The organism is Mesorhizobium sp. ESP-6-2 (assembly GCF_020164675.1).
In the GTDB taxonomy this organism is placed as follows: Bacteria; Pseudomonadota; Alphaproteobacteria; order Rhizobiales; family Rhizobiaceae; genus Mesorhizobium.
In genome coordinates this window covers 558,543-574,258 of the sequence record NZ_JAIUGT010000001.1, presented here as the reverse complement: position 1 = coordinate 574,258, position 15,716 = coordinate 558,543, and the positions used below count along the sequence as shown (strand labels likewise).

13 protein-coding genes and 1 tRNA gene are annotated in these 15,716 nt (G+C 64.6%); 6 read left to right on the top strand and 8 right to left on the bottom strand.

What is annotated here, in order from left to right:
* Positions 1-63 precede the first annotated feature (63 nt).
* The 3 genes from LB532_RS02825 to LB532_RS02815 are packed head-to-tail and all read left to right on the top strand — an operon-like array spanning position 64 to position 5,826.
* Complete coding sequence (locus LB532_RS02825) at positions 64-1,134, top strand: ImuA family protein (RefSeq protein WP_140639507.1); 1,071 nt, start codon at positions 64-66, stop codon at positions 1,132-1,134.
* The gene (locus LB532_RS02820; RefSeq protein ID WP_140639508.1) at positions 1,076-2,551 is read left to right on the top strand and encodes a DUF6504 family protein; all 1,476 of its coding nucleotides are present in this window, start codon (positions 1,076-1,078) and stop codon (positions 2,549-2,551) included. The genes LB532_RS02825 and LB532_RS02820 overlap by 59 nt, the downstream gene beginning before the upstream one ends.
* The gene (locus LB532_RS02815) at positions 2,548-5,826 is read left to right on the top strand and encodes an error-prone DNA polymerase (protein WP_140639509.1); all 3,279 of its coding nucleotides are present in this window, start codon (positions 2,548-2,550) and stop codon (positions 5,824-5,826) included. Before LB532_RS02820 ends, LB532_RS02815 begins: the two co-directional genes overlap by 4 nt.
* 69 nt (positions 5,827-5,895) lie before the next feature.
* Here the strand turns inward: LB532_RS02815 and LB532_RS02810 are convergent, their stop codons facing one another.
* From LB532_RS02810 to LB532_RS02795, 4 genes are all read right to left on the bottom strand, one after another.
* Entirely contained in the window at positions 5,896-6,147 is a 252-nt protein-coding gene (locus tag LB532_RS02810) for a Trm112 family protein (RefSeq protein WP_140639510.1), read from the bottom strand.
* Positions 6,148-6,194: 47 nt separating this feature from the next.
* On the bottom strand, positions 6,195-6,866 hold the full coding sequence (locus tag LB532_RS02805) for an LON peptidase substrate-binding domain-containing protein (RefSeq protein WP_224556342.1): 672 nt from the start codon (positions 6,864-6,866) through the stop codon (positions 6,195-6,197).
* A 162-nt stretch (positions 6,867-7,028) separates the two neighbouring features.
* Positions 7,029-8,021, bottom strand: coding sequence for a thioredoxin (trxA, locus tag LB532_RS02800; RefSeq protein ID WP_140639512.1), 993 nt, complete (start codon positions 8,019-8,021; stop codon positions 7,029-7,031).
* Between the two features lie 78 nt (positions 8,022-8,099).
* Positions 8,100-8,597: a prolyl-tRNA synthetase associated domain-containing protein gene (locus LB532_RS02795; RefSeq protein WP_140639513.1), complete on the bottom strand. Its 498-nt coding sequence runs from the start codon at positions 8,595-8,597 to the stop codon at positions 8,100-8,102.
* Positions 8,598-8,814: 217 nt separating this feature from the next.
* On the opposite strand from LB532_RS02795, the gene LB532_RS02790 reads away from it, so the two are divergent.
* Positions 8,815-8,889, top strand: a tRNA-Gly gene (locus LB532_RS02790).
* 246 nt (positions 8,890-9,135) lie between these two features.
* Here LB532_RS02790 and pcaF read toward each other — a convergent pair.
* Genes pcaF through LB532_RS02775 form a run of 3 tightly spaced genes read right to left on the bottom strand, consistent with a single transcriptional unit; the run spans position 9,136 to position 11,735 of the window.
* A complete protein-coding gene (pcaF, locus tag LB532_RS02785; RefSeq protein WP_140639514.1) occupies positions 9,136-10,344 on the bottom strand; it encodes a 3-oxoadipyl-CoA thiolase in 1,209 nt (402 codons plus the stop codon).
* The gene (locus LB532_RS02780) at positions 10,345-11,016 is read right to left on the bottom strand and encodes a 3-oxoacid CoA-transferase subunit B (protein WP_140639515.1); all 672 of its coding nucleotides are present in this window, start codon (positions 11,014-11,016) and stop codon (positions 10,345-10,347) included. It abuts the gene before it with no gap.
* Positions 11,013-11,735: a 3-oxoacid CoA-transferase subunit A gene (locus LB532_RS02775; RefSeq protein WP_140639516.1), complete on the bottom strand. Its 723-nt coding sequence runs from the start codon at positions 11,733-11,735 to the stop codon at positions 11,013-11,015. Before LB532_RS02775 ends, LB532_RS02780 begins: the two co-directional genes overlap by 4 nt.
* A 122-nt stretch (positions 11,736-11,857) precedes the next feature.
* Between LB532_RS02775 and LB532_RS02770 the strand changes: the two genes are divergently transcribed.
* A complete protein-coding gene (locus LB532_RS02770; RefSeq protein WP_140639517.1) occupies positions 11,858-12,619 on the top strand; it encodes an IclR family transcriptional regulator C-terminal domain-containing protein in 762 nt (253 codons plus the stop codon).
* A gap of 366 nt (positions 12,620-12,985) precedes the next feature.
* Here LB532_RS02770 and LB532_RS02765 read toward each other — a convergent pair whose 3' ends face one another.
* Positions 12,986-13,828, bottom strand: a complete 843-nt coding sequence (locus LB532_RS02765; protein WP_140639519.1) for an IclR family transcriptional regulator — start codon at positions 13,826-13,828, stop codon at positions 12,986-12,988.
* 296 nt (positions 13,829-14,124) lie between these two features.
* On the opposite strand from LB532_RS02765, the gene LB532_RS02760 reads away from it, so the two are divergent.
* Entirely contained in the window at positions 14,125-15,672 is a 1,548-nt protein-coding gene (locus LB532_RS02760) for an aldehyde dehydrogenase family protein (RefSeq protein WP_140639520.1), read from the top strand.
* Positions 15,673-15,716: the final 44 nt, after the last annotated feature.

The following is a 15,716-nucleotide window of genomic DNA, read 5'->3' as shown; positions in this document are numbered from 1 at the left end:
TCGGGTCGCCTCTGGAATCAATAGGAACATAACAGGAACAATTGTGAGTGGAAGCTGACCGTCATGGCGATGACCGCCGTGGCGCGGGAGACTGTTTTTGCCCTGCGCCGCCAGATCTCGAAAATCGAGGGAACGCTGCCCGAGCGCCTGCAGGCGCCGGCCGGCGCGGCTTCCGGCGCCGGCATGGCCGACGCGGACCGCACCGTGGTCCGGCGCGGCATCGCCGTGGCCAGGCCGGATGCTTTCCTGCGCACCGGCATCGGCCGTCTCGATGCCGCCCTCGGTGGCGATTGGGGCGGCAATTTGGGCGGCGGCCTGCCGAAAGCGGCCTTGAGCGAAATCCATGGCGTCGAGACCCGCGATGCCGGCGCCGTCGCCGGCTTCGCCCTGTCGCTCGCCAGCCTGATCCTCAAGCCCAGCCTGATCCTCAAGCAAGGGCCGCGATCGCCGGTGCTGTGGATCGGCACCCAGGAGGTTTTTCGCGAGGCGGGCTTTCCCTATGCCCGGGGCCTCCACGCCGCCTTCGGCATCGAGCCGGAGCAATTGCTGTTTTCCGAGGCGCCACGGCTCGCCGATGCGCTGTGGGTCGCCGAGGAGGCGGCCCGCATGACGGCGCTCGCCGCCGTCATCCTTGAAGTCCGCGGCAATCCGCAGCGGCTGGACCTGACCGCGACGCGCCGGCTGCACGCCCGCGCGCAGAGCGCCGGCCGACCGGTCTTCCTGCTGCGGCAGGCGGCCGAACCCGAACCGACGGCGGCGCCCGTCCGCCTCATCGTCTCGGCGGCGCCGGCAGGGCCGCGCGACACGGTGGCCGGGCCGCTTGCCGGCTCGATCGGCCGCCCCGCCTTCACCATCAGCATCGGCAAGAGCCGCACGGCCCTGCCAGGACAATTCATATTGGAGTGGAACCCCGATGAACGCATATTCGATGAAAGAAGGATTGGGGAAAGAAGGGCCGGGGAAGAACGAGCAAAGAATCCTGTCCCTGTGGTTTCCCTATCTCGCGGCCGAACGGATCCTGCGGCAGCGCCTGGGGCGGTCCTGGCGTTCCCGGCCGTCGGATCACCGGCCGCTGGTGATCAGCCATCGCGACAGCAACGCGCAGCGCATCTTAGCCCTCGACGAGCGGGCTGAGGCGCTGCATCTGAAGCCCGGCATGGGCATCGCCGATGCGCGCGCCATGCATCCGTCGATCGACATAATGGAGGCCGATGCCGAAGCCGACCGGCGCCTGCTCGAAGGCCTTGCCGACTGGTGCGACCGCTATACCCCGCTGGTGGCGCTCGACGGGACCGACGGCCTGTTCCTCGACGTCACCGGCTGCACCCATCTTTTCGGCGGCGAACGCACCATGCTGGACGAGATCCTGTCGCGCTTCTTCCATCAGGGCTTCGACGTCCGCGCCGGGCTTGCCGCGACGCCCGGCGCCGCCTGGGCGGCGGCGCGGTTCTGCGGCGACCGCATCGTTGCCGGCGGCGAGGAGGAAGCGCTTCTGGCGCCCTTGCCGTTGGCGGCGCTGCGTATCGCGCCGGAAACCCGCGCCAGCCTGGAAAGCGTGGGCCTGCGCACGGCGGGCGCGGTCCTGGCCGCGCCGCGCGCGCCGCTCGCCCGCCGCTTCGGCGCCTCCCTGCTCTTGCGCCTCGACCAGGCGCTCGGCCGTCTCGACGAAGCGGTGTCGCCGCGCCTGCCCGTCGCGCCGCTTTCGGTCGAACGCCATTTGGCCGAGCCCGTCACGCTGACAGAGGACATAGAACGGCTGGTGGGCATGCTGGCGACGACCCTGAAGATCGACCTCGAGCGGCGCGGCGAAGGCGCGAGAAGCCTGGCGCTGCTCTTGTTCCGCGTCGACGGCGCCGTCAGCCGCATCGCGCTCGGCACGTCGCGGCCGATGCGCGAACCCCGGCTGATCCAGAAATTGTTCCATGAGCGGCTGGCCGCCCTCGAGCAGCATATCGATGCCGGCTATGGCTTCGACCTGGTGCGGCTCTCGGTGCTGGCGGCGGCGGCCTTCGACATGCCGCAGGCCGACCTGACAGGCGAAACGACCGACGACGGCGCCGATATCGCGCTGTTCGCCGACCGCATCCGCGCCCGGCTCGGCGAGGGAGCGGTTCTCAAGCCGGTCGCCGTGGAAAGCCATCTGCCCGAGCGTGCCGTCGTCACCATCCCCTTCACGGAAACCCCGCGCCGCACCACGCCGCCGAAGAAACCGGACAGGATTGAGGCGCCGATGACCATCTTCCCGCCGGAGCGGCCGATCCGGCTTTTCCGCTCGCCCGAGCCGATCGAGGTGCCGGCCACCGAAATGCCCGAGGGACCGCCGCTGAATTTCCGCTGGCGGCGCGCGCTCTACCGGGTCACCCGGGCAGAAGGGCCCGAACGCATCGCGCCGGAATGGTGGCGTGAATTTTCGAGCGACGAGGCGGCGTCGACACGTGACTATTTCCGCATCGAGGATGCCGACGGCCGCCGCTACTGGCTCTACCGGCAAGGTCTCTATGGCGGCTCTGAAATCCCGCCGCGCTGGTTCCTGCACGGGGTCTTCGCATGAACGCGCTGACCGCCATTCCCTATGCGGAATTCGGCATCCAGTCGAATTTCTCCTTCCTGCGCGGCGCCTCCAAGCCGGAAGAGCTGGTGGTCGCGGCCAAGCTCATGGGGTTCTCCGCGATCGGGCTCGCCGACCGCAACACGGTGGCGGGCGTGGTGCGCGCCTGGCAGCAGGCCAAGGTCGAGACGTTTGCCTACCACCCCGGCTGCCGGCTGGTTTTCTGCGACGGCACGCCTGATATTCTCGCCTATCCGCAGAACCGCAAGGGCTGGGGGCATCTGTGCCGCATGCTCACGCAAGCCAATCTGCGCGAGGAGACCGAAAAGGGCGCGACCTTTTTGAGGCGCAGCGACCTTCTGGAATGGGGCGATCTGATGTCGCTGGCGGTCCTGCCCGACCTGACGACGGGGGCCGAGGGCACACTGGCCCTGCTTGGCGAGCTCAAGCACCGTTTCGGCGAAAGCCTGCGGCTTGGCGTTTCGCCCGACTATGCGGGAAACGACCGCTTCAGGATCGAGCAGGCGGCGGCGCTGGCCGAGAGTGCCGGCCTGCCCTTGATGGCGACCAACGACGTTCTCTACCACACGGCCGAACGCCGCCCGCTGCAGGACGTGCTGACCGCGATCCGCCTCAACATTCCCGTTTCGGAGGTCGGGCTGGAACTCACGGCGAATGCCGAACGTCATCTGAAGCCGCCGCTGGAGATGGCGCGCCTGTTCCGCAGGCATCCCGACGCGCTGGCCGAGACGCTGCGCTTCGCGCAGGAATTGACCTTCTCGCTCAGCGACCTTCAGTACAATTACCCCGACGAGCCGACGCAATCGGGCCTCGGCCCGCAGGCGGAGCTGGAAAGGCTGGCACGGGAGGGGGCGGCCAGGCGCTATCCCTCGGGCGTGCCGCAATCGGTGACGAAGCGCATCGAGGAAGAGCTCGCCCTCATCGAGCGCCTGAACTATGCCCGTTATTTCCTGACCGTCCACGACATCGTCACATTCGCCCGCAGCCAGGACATTCTCTGCCAGGGACGCGGTTCGGCCGCCAATTCAGTCGTCTGCTTCTGCATCGGCATCACCGAGGTCGGGCCGGATCGGATCGATACGCTGTTCGAACGCTTCATTTCCGAGGAGAGAAACGAGCCGCCCGACATCGACGTCGATTTCGAGCATGAAAAGCGCGAGACGGTCATCCAATATATCTACGAGAAATACAGCTCCAAGCGCACCGCGCTGGCCGCCGCCGTCATCAGCTATCGCGGCCGCTCGGCGCTGCGCGAAGTGTCGAAGGCGATGGGCCTGTCCGAGGATGTCAGGGCATCGCTCTCCGGCTCGATCTGGGGCTGGTCGACCTCGGAGCTTGGCGAGAAGGAAGCCCGGGCCGGCGGCCTCGACCGCGCCGATCCCATATCGCGACATGTGATGGAGCGCGCCAACGAGATCATGGGCTTTCCCCGTCACCTCTCCCAGCATGTCGGCGGCTTCGTTATCACCCGCGACCGGCTCGACGAGATCGTCCCCATCGTCAAGACGGCGATGGAGGAACGCAAGATGGTCGAATGGGACAAGGACGATCTCGACGCGGTCAAGATCCTCAAGGTCGACGTTCTGGCACTCGGCATGCTGACCTGCCTGAAGCGCGCCTTCACTCTGCTGACTGAGCATTATCCGCAGGCGCGAGACCCTTACGGGCAGCCCTATGTCCTTGCCACCCTGCCGGAAGAGGACGAGCAGGTCTATAAGATGATCGGCCGCGCCGACACGATCGGCGTCTTCCAGATCGAATCGCGCGCGCAGATGTCGATGCTGCCGCGTCTCAAACCAAAAAAATTCTATGACCTCGTCATCGAGGTGGCGATCGTGCGGCCCGGTCCGATCCAGGGTGACATGGTCCACCCCTATCTGCGCCGCCGGCAAGGCAAGGAGCAGCCCGAGTATCAGAAACCGGAGCTGGAGGCGATCCTCCGCAAGACGCTGGGCGTTCCTCTGTTCCAGGAACAGGCGATGAACATCGCCATCGTGGCCGGTGGCTTCAAGCCGGGCGAGGCCGACGAGTTGCGCCGCGCCATGGCAACCTTCAAGCGCACCGGCACGATCGGCAATTACCGCCGGCGCATGATCGACGGCATGGTCGGCAAGGGCTACACCCGGGACTTCGCCGAGCGCTGCTTCAAGCAGATCGAGGGTTTTGGCGAATATGGCTTTCCCGAAAGCCATGCCGCCTCCTTCGCGCTGCTGGTCTATGCCTCCTGCTGGTTCAAGACCTTCTATCCCGACGTGTTCTGCGCCGCGATCCTGAATTCACAGCCCATGGGGTTTTACCAACCGGCCCAGCTTGTTCGTGATGCGCGCGACCATGGCGTCGACATCCGCGAGGTCGACGTCAATTTCTCGGTCTGGGACTGCACGCTGGAGCAGGCGGCTTTCGACCCGGCCCGCATCCTGCCGCGCCATGCCGAAATGCGCGGCGTCATCGCGACGCAGCACGCGGTGCGGCTCGGCTTCAGGCAGATCAAGGGACTTTCCAAGGAGCGCATGGACGCCTTCGTCGAGCGGCGCGGTTCAGGCTACGCATCCGTCCGGGATGTCTGGCTGCGCTCCGGCCTCGATGTCGCCGAGATCGAAAGACTGGCGCAGGCCGATGCCTTCCGCTCGCTCGGCCTCGACCGCCGCGCCGCACTTTGGGCGGTGCGCGCCCTCGACGGCAAGAGTGCCGCCGAAAAGCTGCCGCTTTTCGACCAGCCGGCGCTGCGGCTACGCGAGCTGGAGCCGGAGACGAAGCTGCCGAAAATGCCGCTCGGCGAGCATGTCATCCACGATTATCGCTCGCTCGGCCTCTCCTTGAAGGCGCACCCGGTCGCCTTCCTGCGCGAGCGGCTCGACCGGGCCGGGGTCACGCCCAATGCCAGGCTGGGCTCCGTACGCGACGGACGGCGCGTCTCGGTCGCCGGGCTCGTTCTGGTGCGGCAGCGCCCCGGCAAGGGCAATGCGGTCTTCCTGACGCTGGAGGATGACGAGGCGGTCGCCAACGTCATCTTCTGGGAGCGGACCTTCGACCGCTTCCGGCCCATCGTCATGGGCGCGCGCTTCGTCAAGGTCACCGGCAAATTGCAGTCGGAATCGGATGTCGTCCACATCGTCGCCGAGAAGATCGAGGATTTGACGCCCTGGCTGACGGTGTTGCTGGAGGAAGTGACGCCCGACGCGGCTGCGCGACGGGACATCGCGACGTTGTCGGGAAAGGCGGAAGAGGTCATGCCGAAGGGGCGGAATTTTCAATGATGCTCAGGAGCGTCGCGGGACAGCGCCGTAGAACGCAGACCTTAAGAACCGCCTCACTCAGCCACAACGTCACGTCGAATTGCCCGGCCCGCCCAGCCGGGGCGGCGACAGCACGTCTTCCGCCGGGATGCTCCGCGCCTCCGAAGGCAGCATGATCGGGATGCCGTCGCGCACGGGATAGGCGAGCTTGGCGACCCGCGAGATCAGTTCGCCGCGCTCGGGATCCCAGGCCAGCGGCCCCTTGGTCAGCGGGCAAGCCAGCAGCTCCAGCATCCTGGGGTCGACATTCGTGTTCTTGCCGTCCCGTCCGTCCGTCGCCATGGTGCCCTCTCCATCTGCAGGCCGGCATCACCCGATATCGACGCATCTTACTGCAGGCTCGAGCCAAAATCCTCGTTCTCGCGCGCCAGCGCCATTTCGGTGATGGCGATCAGCGTTTCGGCGCGGGTTTTCAGATCGGCCGCTTCGAGCAGCGCCTGCTTCTCGGCCGGTCCATAGGGCGCCATCATCGACAGCGCGTTGACCAGCATGGCGTTTTCGGCACGGCTGACGCTTTCCCAGTCGGCCTCCAGGTCGTTGGCCTGCAGATAGGAGCGGAACGCCCGCAGCAGCGCCGGCCGGTCGACCTCGGCGGCCGCCTGGTCGTCGTCGAGATCGGCGAGAAAGGGGGCGATCTTGCCTTGGCGGAACGGCGTCTTGACCGTCAGCTCATGGGTGACACGGAACCGGCACACGCCCTGCAGCGAGATCAGATAGCGGCCGTCGCCGGTCTCGGAAAGCGCTATGATGCGGCCGGCGCAGCCGACATTGCACAGTTCCGGCTCGCCATCGTCGCGCAAGGCGCCGTCGAGGCTGGGCTGGATGACGCCGATGAGACGGGAGCCGGCGATCGCCTCGTCGACCATCTGCAGGTAGCGCGGCTCGAAAATGTTGAGCGGCATGCGGCCGCCCGGCAGCAGAAGCGCGCCCTCGAGCGGAAAGACCGGAATGGTCGACGGCAGGTCCTTGCCGAGCCGGTAGTGAGCGTTTCCCGCTTGCACCTCGTTCCTCCGATCGCTTCGCCCGGGAAGCGCGTCCATGCCGCGATCCGCCTGCCGCCGCCCGGGTTGTTGGCTTCCCGAGGGAAAGGCGGGCCGGATTCGTCCTATCTGGCGCGGCTGGCGCCGGGTGCAAGCCCCGCGCGACCATTCGGCCGCGCCGGCTCAGGAAAACAGCAGCGACGACAATTTGCGCCGCGCGGCAAGCGTCGCCTCGTCGGTCATGCCCCAGGCCTCGAAGAAGCGCAGCAATTGCGCCCTGGCGCCGTCCTCGTTCCAGCCGCGGTCAGCCTTGATGATGGCCAGGAGATTGTCGGCGGCCGCGTGGCGCTCGCCCCTGGCGTTCTGGACCATGGCCAGATCGAAGCGGGCCTGATGGTCGCCGGGATTCTCGGCCAGGCGGCGCTCGAACTCCGCCGGGTTGCCGAGTTCGGACGCTTGCGCGGCCAGTGTCATCCTGGCGCGCAGCGCGGCCAGCGGCGGCGCATCGGCCTTGGCCTCCGGCGCCCGCGCCAGCATTGCCTCGGCGCCTTCGGTATCACCAGCCTCGAACAGCAACTCGCCCAGCCCCGCTATCGCCTCGATCGTCTCCGGCGCCTGCTCGAGCACGGCGTCATAGATGTCGGCCGCCGTCTGCACGTCGCCCGCCGCGCGCGCCTCGGCCGCCGCCGCCAGCGCCTCGGTCACATCGGGGGCGCCATTGCCCTTGCCGCCGACCTTGTCGATGAACTGGGCGATCTGGCTCTCGGGGATGGCGCCCATGAAGCCGTCGACCGGCTGGCCGTCCTTGAAGGCGATGACCGCGGGAATGGACTGGATGCCGAGCTGGCCGGCGATCGAGGGATGGTCGTCGATGTTCATCTTGACCAGCTTGACCTTGCCGCCGGCGGCGCGGACTGCCTTTTCCAGTTGCGGCGTCAGCTGCTTGCACGGCCCGCACCACGGCGCCCAGAAATCCACCAGCACCGGCTGGCGGCGCGATTCCTGGATGACATCGGCGGCAAAGGCCGCGGTGGTCGTATCCTTGATGACGTCGCCGGCGGGCGCGGCGCCGGCCGCGGGTTTTTGCGGTTCCGCGCCGCCGCCATACTGCACCGTCGTCGCATACTGGCCGCTGCTGTTGCCAAAGGAGCCGCCAAACGGATTGTTGTCACTCATGTCGTCGCCCTTTCGGTGGCGCCAGCGGATCGGCGCACTGTCCTTGGTTGGAAACCGGTTTCGCCATCCATGTGGCGATCATGCCGAGACTTTCAAGATAGCAGCATCGTGCCCGGTTGCCTCGACGAATCTGACGAGGTCGCCCGATGCGATCGACGTCGTCGCCTCATTGGTCAGCGGGTGCGCGTTGATCACCGCATGCCGCATCAGCGCCTCGTCGAGCACGACCTTGACCCTGTGCTGCGTGTCGTTGATCAGGCCAAACACCGTGACTGCGCCCGGGGCGACGCCCAGAAGCTCCATCAGCATCTCCGGCTTGCCGAAGGAAACGCGGCCGGCGGCGCCGATCACATGATGGATCTGCTTCAGGTCGACGACAGCGTCCTCGCCGACCGTGACCAGGAAGAAGGCGTCCTTCTTGTCCTTCAGGAACAGGTTCTTGGTGTGGCCGCCGGCGATTTCGCCGCGCAGCGCCTGCGAATCGGCGACCGTATAGAGCGGCGGATGGCGTTTCGTCGAAACGGCGATGCCGAGTTCGGCAAGAAAGGCAAAGAGCTCGGCTTCGGTCCTGGGCATGGGGTTCTCGTCTTCGGCTGGTTTCCAGCCATGCCGTTTACGGCCAATGACAGGGTCGAGACAAGACCGCCGCGCGACGCGGCGCCGAATCCTTCCGCCTGTCGACTGCGGCCCCGCCGGCCTCGTCCGGCGCAATGAAAAAAGCCTGCGATTTCCCTGTTGCAATCGCCGCGCTCTTCAGCCATATAGGCCCGGCTTGCGGCCCAAAGCCGCGCGAGCGGGTGTAGCTCAGGGGTAGAGCACAACCTTGCCAAGGTTGGGGTCGAGCGTTCGAATCGCTTCACCCGCTCCAGTTTCCTTCCAAGGGAATCAAGCAATTAAAAGAAAAGCGCCGCCTAGTGCGGCGCTTCTTTTTTTGCCCGTAGGTCATAGATATCTCCCATGACTTGGCAAGCCAGGGCACGATCTTTGTCGGTTCGCCATAGCTCTGGTCTGTTAGCGAATCGACAAGCTGACAAACGTCAACCGATCCATACCCGTAGTTGCTTTCTTGCGAATCGATGCAATCCGCCTGACTCGGACTGTCGCACCATCTCCGCTACGCACTGCCCAGAGCGATCGCGATACCCTGTCCGACACCGATGCACATCGTCGCCAGGGCCAGTCGTGCTTTTCGGGACCGCAACTCAAGCGCGGCAGTGCCGGTGATGCGAATGCCCGACATCCCAAGCGGGTGCCCGAGCGCGATCGCTCCGCCGTTCGGATTCACATGCTCCGCGTCCTCGGGGATCCCGAGTTCGCGGAGCACGGCGATGCCTTGGGAGGCAAATGCTTCATTCAGCTCGATGATGTCGAAGTCCGAAGGCGCGATGCCGAGGCGCGCGCAAAGCTTGCGTGTTGCCGGAGCCGGGCCTATCCCCATGATCCGTGGGGCAACCCCGGCCGTCGCGACGCCCAGAATCCGGGCGATCGGTGTGAGCCCGAATGCCTTGACGGAAGCTTCGGACGCGATGATCAGCGCTGCCGCTCCGTCGTTCACGCCAGAAGCGTTGCCCGCGGTGACGGTGCCGCCTTCCTTTTTGAACGGCGCTGGAAGCTTGGCGAGCGACTCGGTTGTCGTTCCGGCGCGTGGATGTTCGTCGCGATCGACCACGATCGCAGCGCCTTTGCGCTGGGGTACGATCACCGGAGTGATCTCCAGCGCCAGCCGGCCATTTTCCTGAGCGGCGGCGGTCCTGGCCTGGCTGCGTGCCGCGAATCTATCCTGATCGGCGCGGCTGACCTTGAAGGCTTCCGCAATGTTTTCGCCCGTCTCCGGCATCGAATCGACGCCATACTGCTTCTTCATCAATGGATTGACGAAGCGCCAACCGATCGTGGTGTCGTAGATCTCGGCGTTGCGCGAGAACGCCTCGCCCGCCTTCGGAAGCACGAACGGCGCGCGGCTCATGGATTCGACGCCACCGGCGATGATCAGGTCGGCTTCGCCGGCCTTGATGGCCCGTGCGGCGATGCCCACGGCGTCCATTCCAGAACCGCACAGGCGGTTGACCGTGCTGCCGGGGACTTCGATCGGCAGTCCCGCCAACAGCGATGACATGCGCGCGACATTGCGGTTGTCCTCTCCTGCCTGGTTGGCGCAGCCAAAGATGACCTCATCCACTGCGAACCAGTCCAGGCCTGGATTGCGTTGCTGCAGCGCTCTCAGCGGCACTGCGCCGAGATCGTCGGCCCGGACCGAGGACAGCGAACCGCCAAACCTGCCGATCGGGGTGCGGATGAAGTCGCAGATGAAGGCCTCAGTCATTCAGAGCTCCGGTGCCGTCAAGGATTTGATTTCACCATCGACCTTAAGCTCTGCGCCCGTCAGCGCCTGCAATTCATCGAAGCCCAGCGCAAGCAGCTTCTCGCGCAGCACGAAACGACAATCGATGATGTCTATGACCGCCAGGCTCGTGTAGACCCTCGTCACGCAGTGCACGCCGGTCAGGGGAAGGCTGCAGGCTTTCACCAGTTTCGGACGACCGTCCTTGGTGACGTGATCGGTGATGACGGCCACGCGTTTTGCTCCGTGCACCAGATCCATGGCACCACCGACCGCTGGTATGCCCTTGGGTCCTGTGCTCCAGTTCGCGAGGTCACCGGTCTCGGCCACCTCGTAGGCGCCGAGAATGGCGACGTCGAGGTGTTCGCCACGCACCATCGCGAAACTGTCGGCATGGTGGAAGAACGAAGCGCCCGGATTGAGCGTGACCGCCTTCTTGCCCGCATTGATCAGATCCCAGTCCTCGTCGCCTGCCGCCGGGGCCTCGCCAAAATTGAGGATGCCGTTTTCGGTGTGGAAGATGGCCCGACGCCCAGGCGGCTGAAAGCTCGCCACCATCTCGGGAAAGCCTATGCCGAGGTTCACATAAGCGCCGTCCTCAATGTCCTGCGCGGCGCGCCATGCAATCTGCGCGTTGGTCAGCTTGACAGTCATGCGTATGCGACCCCTTGGCGGATAAGCGCCTCTTCCTGCATCGGATTCGAGACCTCGATCACCTGGTCCACGAAGATCCCGGGCGTCACGACCATCTCGGGATCAATCGCACCGGGCTGGACGATCCGGCGCGCCTGAACGACGGTCGTGCGCGCGGCCATCGCCATCAGCGGCGAGAAGTTGCGTGCCGCCTTCCTGTAGGTGAGGTTGCCATGATGGTCGGCAAGTTCCGCCTTGATGAGGGTCACATCCGCCTTTAGCCAACGTTCCTGCACATAGTGGCGCCCCTCGAACTCGGCCACAGGCTTGCCGGCCGCGAGATCGGTCCCGTAGCTCGTCGGCGTGTAGAAAGCCGGGATGCCCGCGCCACCGGCGCGGATTCGTTCGGCCAGGGTCCCCTGTGGAACCAGTTCGAGCGCGATTTCCCCGGCGAGGTACCGCTCGGTGAATGCCCGCGGATCGGACGAGCGCGGGAACGAGCAGATCATCTTGGCGACCATGCCACTGTCGATCATGGCGGCGATGCCGATCCCTCCGTTCCCTGCATTGTTGTTGACGATCGTAAGGTTTTTCGGGGCGCCGGTAGCGCGAAAGTGGTCAATCAGTGCGTGGATCAGCTCTATCGGAGCACCTGCGCCGCCGAAGCCGCCGATCATGACGGTCATGCCGTCTTCGACGACTGCCACTGCTTCCGCGAGGCTCGCGATTGTCTTGTCCACGTAACCAGCCTTTCCGGCACCAAGATCGATTTCGCCGCCACACGTATCGGCAGATGAGATCTTTCGGCAAGCTGGCTTGTGCGATATCATTCATTTGTTGACATATCGCACAAGGTGAATGGATGCCCATTTCCGAACGGGACACGATGGGTGGCTTAGCCAAGGGATTGTCTGTCATAGAGACGTTCACGGTGGAACGGCCACGGCAGTCGATCACGGACGTCGCGAATGCATCGGGTCTCGACAGGGCGACGGCCAGGCGCTGTCTCCTTACGCTTTCCCATCTCGGCTACGCCGACTACGACGGAAAGTTCTTCACGCTCACTCCGCGCGTATTGAGGCTCGGGACCGCCTGTCTGGCAACCATGCCGCTGCCGCATCTGGTGCAGCCTTTGCTGGATGGCCTTTCGGAGCGGCTCGGCGAAAGCTCGTCCGTCTCGATTCTGGACGGCACCGACGTCGTCTATGTCGCGCGCGCCGCGCAGCGAAAGGTGATGTCGATCGCGCTGATGCCCGGCTCGCGGCTTCCGGCGTACTGCACGTCCATGGGGCGCGTGCTCCTGGCAGCCATGCCTCCGGAACGCGCTGCACATCTTCTATCTTCCCATGCCCTGCCGGCGCGGACTGCTCACACCTTGACCGATCCCGACACCATCCTTGCGGAGTTGGGGCGGGTGCGGACGCAAGGGTTCGCGTTGATCGATCAGGAGGTCGAGCTCGGATTGCGCTCGATCGCCGTGCCGTTGATGACCGTGCGCGGGACAGTGATCGCAGCCGTGAACGTCGGCGTTGCGGCGACACAGGTGGGTGTCAGCAATCTCGTTCCGCTCTACCTGGAGCCGTTGCGCGCGCTTCAAGCTGAACTGCGGGCAGTGTTACGTTAGGGCGCAGCCACAGAGGGAACTAGCGTCCAAGTCGCTCGAGATAGGAGAGCATGTTCCCACCCATGATCTTGTCGATGCCCGCTTCATCGTAGCCGCGGCGGGCGAGCTCATGGAAGATCAAGGTCGCGGATCACGCCGAACACATCCGCGAGAAGGCGGTCCCAGCGCCTGCAGCCTTGGGCGCGAGGCGATATTCTATCCGGGCAGCAAACCCTGAACGCAATGGGCGAGGCCTTCAACCCCGAGGATTTCCATCGAGTGGTTTTCGGAGGGGTGGAGCCGGACATTCGCCGCCGTCGAGACGGAGATCGCGAAACTACATTCTCGGCTCAAGGCGCGACGGTTCTTCGCGCAGTGACCGGCCTCTTACGCACCGCCCTGTCGCTGATCCGCTGCGGCATTCTTTGTGGCCATAGCCGATCCGTTGTAGGCCTGCATCTGCGCCAGCTTCGCCATGCGCTGCGCGGCCTCTGCGAGCGCCGCGCAATGCTGTTTGAAGTTTTGCTCTATGATCTGACCGTAGGGTCCCGTAAGTCCCACCGCGTATATAACCTCACCGCTCGTCGGCCTTATCGGAAATGCGATCGAGCCCAGGCCCGGAACATGCTCGGCCAGGTCCATGGCGTAACCCTGCTCCCGAACCTCGGCCAATTCCCTGGTCAACTCCGCGATCTTCGTTTTCGTCCGATCGGTATAGCTGCGCAGCTCCATCGCCAGGATCCTCTTCACGGTCTCCTGCGGATGAAACGCAAGGATCGCCTTGGCGGAAGCGGTCGCATTTACAGGCATGGCCATGCCCGGCATGACATAGGTCCGGACCGGAGTGTCGGGCGCGACGCAGGTGACCGAGCGCACTTCGGTACCGTCGAACTTCGACAGGAACGCCGACTGGCCGGTGCGGTCGGCCAAATCCTGAAGCGGTCGCTGCGCGAGCGTCGTCAGCCAGCCGCTATCCGGAGACATCTGTAGCAGCTGCAGCAAGCGATCGCCGAGACGGTATGTCCGATTGCGAACGCTCTCGGCGGTGATCATCCCGCTTTCGATCAAGGCATGCAGCAGCCTGTTGATCGTGGTTTTGGGCAATCCAAGCGTCGTTTCGAGTTCGATCGCCGTCAGGCCATGCTCGAACGGCGCGACCGTCTCCATGATCGAGATGTAGCGCTCGAGGGGGCTGTCCTTGGCGCTCGGCTTCTTCGACTTCGTATTCAAGGGCACCTACGCCGATCTGACAATTGCAACTGCAAGAAGGTTATCGTTCAAAACAGACTTGAGGGGCAAGGTCGGCCCCTTGTTATTCCGCCGCGCCTTGAGTCCAGGGGCTCCGTAGAACAGCCGAACGGCCGCACGCCCTCGGTTGTCGGGCTCCCGTTAGTAACCCCGAATCCGAAATGTCCTCACGAGTAATTCCGAAATTCGGTATTATCCCCATTTTATGGTCCCCTCGGTTGACTCGCAAGCCAAATCCTGATTATCGGACTAAATACCGATTTTCGGAGGAACTTGAAATGGCTGAACTCCCGCGTGTGACCTACTCGAACATCGGAGTGGATTTTTCCCCGGTTCACGTTCACCTCGACGCAATGATCCCGGATTTCGAGAAGAACACACTGGGTCGCGAGTGGTCGACGCCGTTTGCGACTGGCGCTCGGAAAGAGATCCTGAGCCCTATCGACAAGAAGATCTCTCTCGGCAAGTTCCCGGTTTCAACCCCGTCAGACGTCAAGTCGGCGATCCAGGCTGCCCGAGCCGGGGCGAAGGCCTGGAACCGTTCGACGCTGGACGATCGCCTTGCATTCGGCGCTCGCTGGCGAGAGGCGCTGGCGGAGCGGAAGTATGACCTTGGTTTGGCGGCGCTCTACGAGATCGGAAAGTCCCGCATCGAGGCAGTCGGCGAAGCCGAGGAATGCCTCGACATGGTCGAGTACTATGCGTCGGAGATGAAGGCGAACAACGGGTTCGTCCGGCCGATGAACGTGTTGGTCGAAAACGAGACCGCTACCAGCGTCATGAAGCCCTATGGCGTCTTCGCGGTCATCGCGCCTTTCAACTTTCCGCTCGCCTTGTCGATCGGCATGGTCTCGGGTGCGCTGTTGACAGGCAATGCGGTGGTCTACAAGCCGTCGCCGGGTTGCGCACTGACCGGACTGCTCATCGCTGAAACTCTCCACGCAGCGGGATTGCCCGAAGGTGTTTTCAACATCGTGCTCGGCGATGGAGAGGTGGGGCGCCTTCTTGCCACCGACAACGGCATCGATGGAGTTGCATTCACGGGCTCCCATAAGACCGGCATGAGCATCTTCCGTCATATGGCAACGCTGCCCCACATGAAGCCTGTCATCGCCGAAATGGGTGGCAAGAACCCCGCCTACGTAACCAGCAAGGCCGACCTCGACCGCGCGGCGCAAGGGGTAGCGCGCTCCGCTTTCGGCCTGCAAGGCCAGAAGTGCTCCGCATGCTCGGTCGTGTATGTCGACGAGAAGGTCAAGGCGGAATTCATCGAGAAGCTGGTAGCATTCGCCGGAAAGCTGGTGGTCGGAGATCCTCGCAAGGCCGAGACCTTTATGGGCCCTGTCTATGGCGACGCCACAGTCGCCCGTTTCCAGGCCGCGCTATCGGAAGTCGAGGGCAAAGGCAAGGTACATTTTGGGGGCGCCGCCCTGGGCCAGGGCTTTGCGGACAACTACGTCCTGCCGACGGTCGTCGAACTTGATGGTCCAGGCCGGCTGACCCGCGACGAACTCTTCATGCCTTTCGTGGTCGTCCGCGGTTTCGATAGTCTCGATGCCGCGATCGAAGAGGGCAACGACGTCGCCTACGGACTATCCGCCGGCATCTTTACCAACGACCAGAAAGAGTTGCGCCACTTCCTCGACACCGCCGAAGCAGGGGTTCTCTACGCCAACCGTGCGAGCGGCGCGACGACGGGTGCATGGCCAGGCGCGCAGCCATTCTGCGGCTGGAAGGGCACCGGGGTCAGCGGCAAGGGCGGTCTCGGCTCCTGGTTCCTGCCACAGTACCTGCGCGAGCAGAGCCACACGATCATGACCAGGTGATCGAAAGAGGTCGCGCCCTTCGTCGCGGCCATCCAGGGCTGTCT

Bases quoted from the DNA above. Each gene is read 5' to 3' on its own strand.
- LB532_RS02795 (WP_140639513.1), bottom strand. From the start codon at position 8,597: ATGCCCAGGACCGAAGCCGAGCTCTTTGCCTTTCTTGCCGAACTCGGC.
- LB532_RS02780 (WP_140639515.1), bottom strand. From the start codon at position 11,016: ATGACTGTCAAGCTGACCAACGCGCAGATTGCATGGCGCGCCGCGCAG.
- LB532_RS02760 (WP_140639520.1), top strand. From the start codon at position 14,125: ATGGCTGAACTCCCGCGTGTGACCTACTCGAACATCGGAGTGGATTTT.
- LB532_RS02825 (WP_140639507.1), top strand. From the start codon at position 64: ATGGCGATGACCGCCGTGGCGCGGGAGACTGTTTTTGCCCTGCGCCGC.
- trxA (WP_140639512.1), bottom strand. From the start codon at position 8,021: ATGAGTGACAACAATCCGTTTGGCGGCTCCTTTGGCAACAGCAGCGGC.
- pcaF (WP_140639514.1), bottom strand. From the start codon at position 10,344: ATGACTGAGGCCTTCATCTGCGACTTCATCCGCACCCCGATCGGCAGG.
- LB532_RS02815 (WP_140639509.1), top strand. From the start codon at position 2,548: ATGAACGCGCTGACCGCCATTCCCTATGCGGAATTCGGCATCCAGTCG.
- LB532_RS02770 (WP_140639517.1), top strand. From the start codon at position 11,858: ATGCCCATTTCCGAACGGGACACGATGGGTGGCTTAGCCAAGGGATTG.
- LB532_RS02810 (WP_140639510.1), bottom strand. From the start codon at position 6,147: ATGGCGACGGACGGACGGGACGGCAAGAACACGAATGTCGACCCCAGG.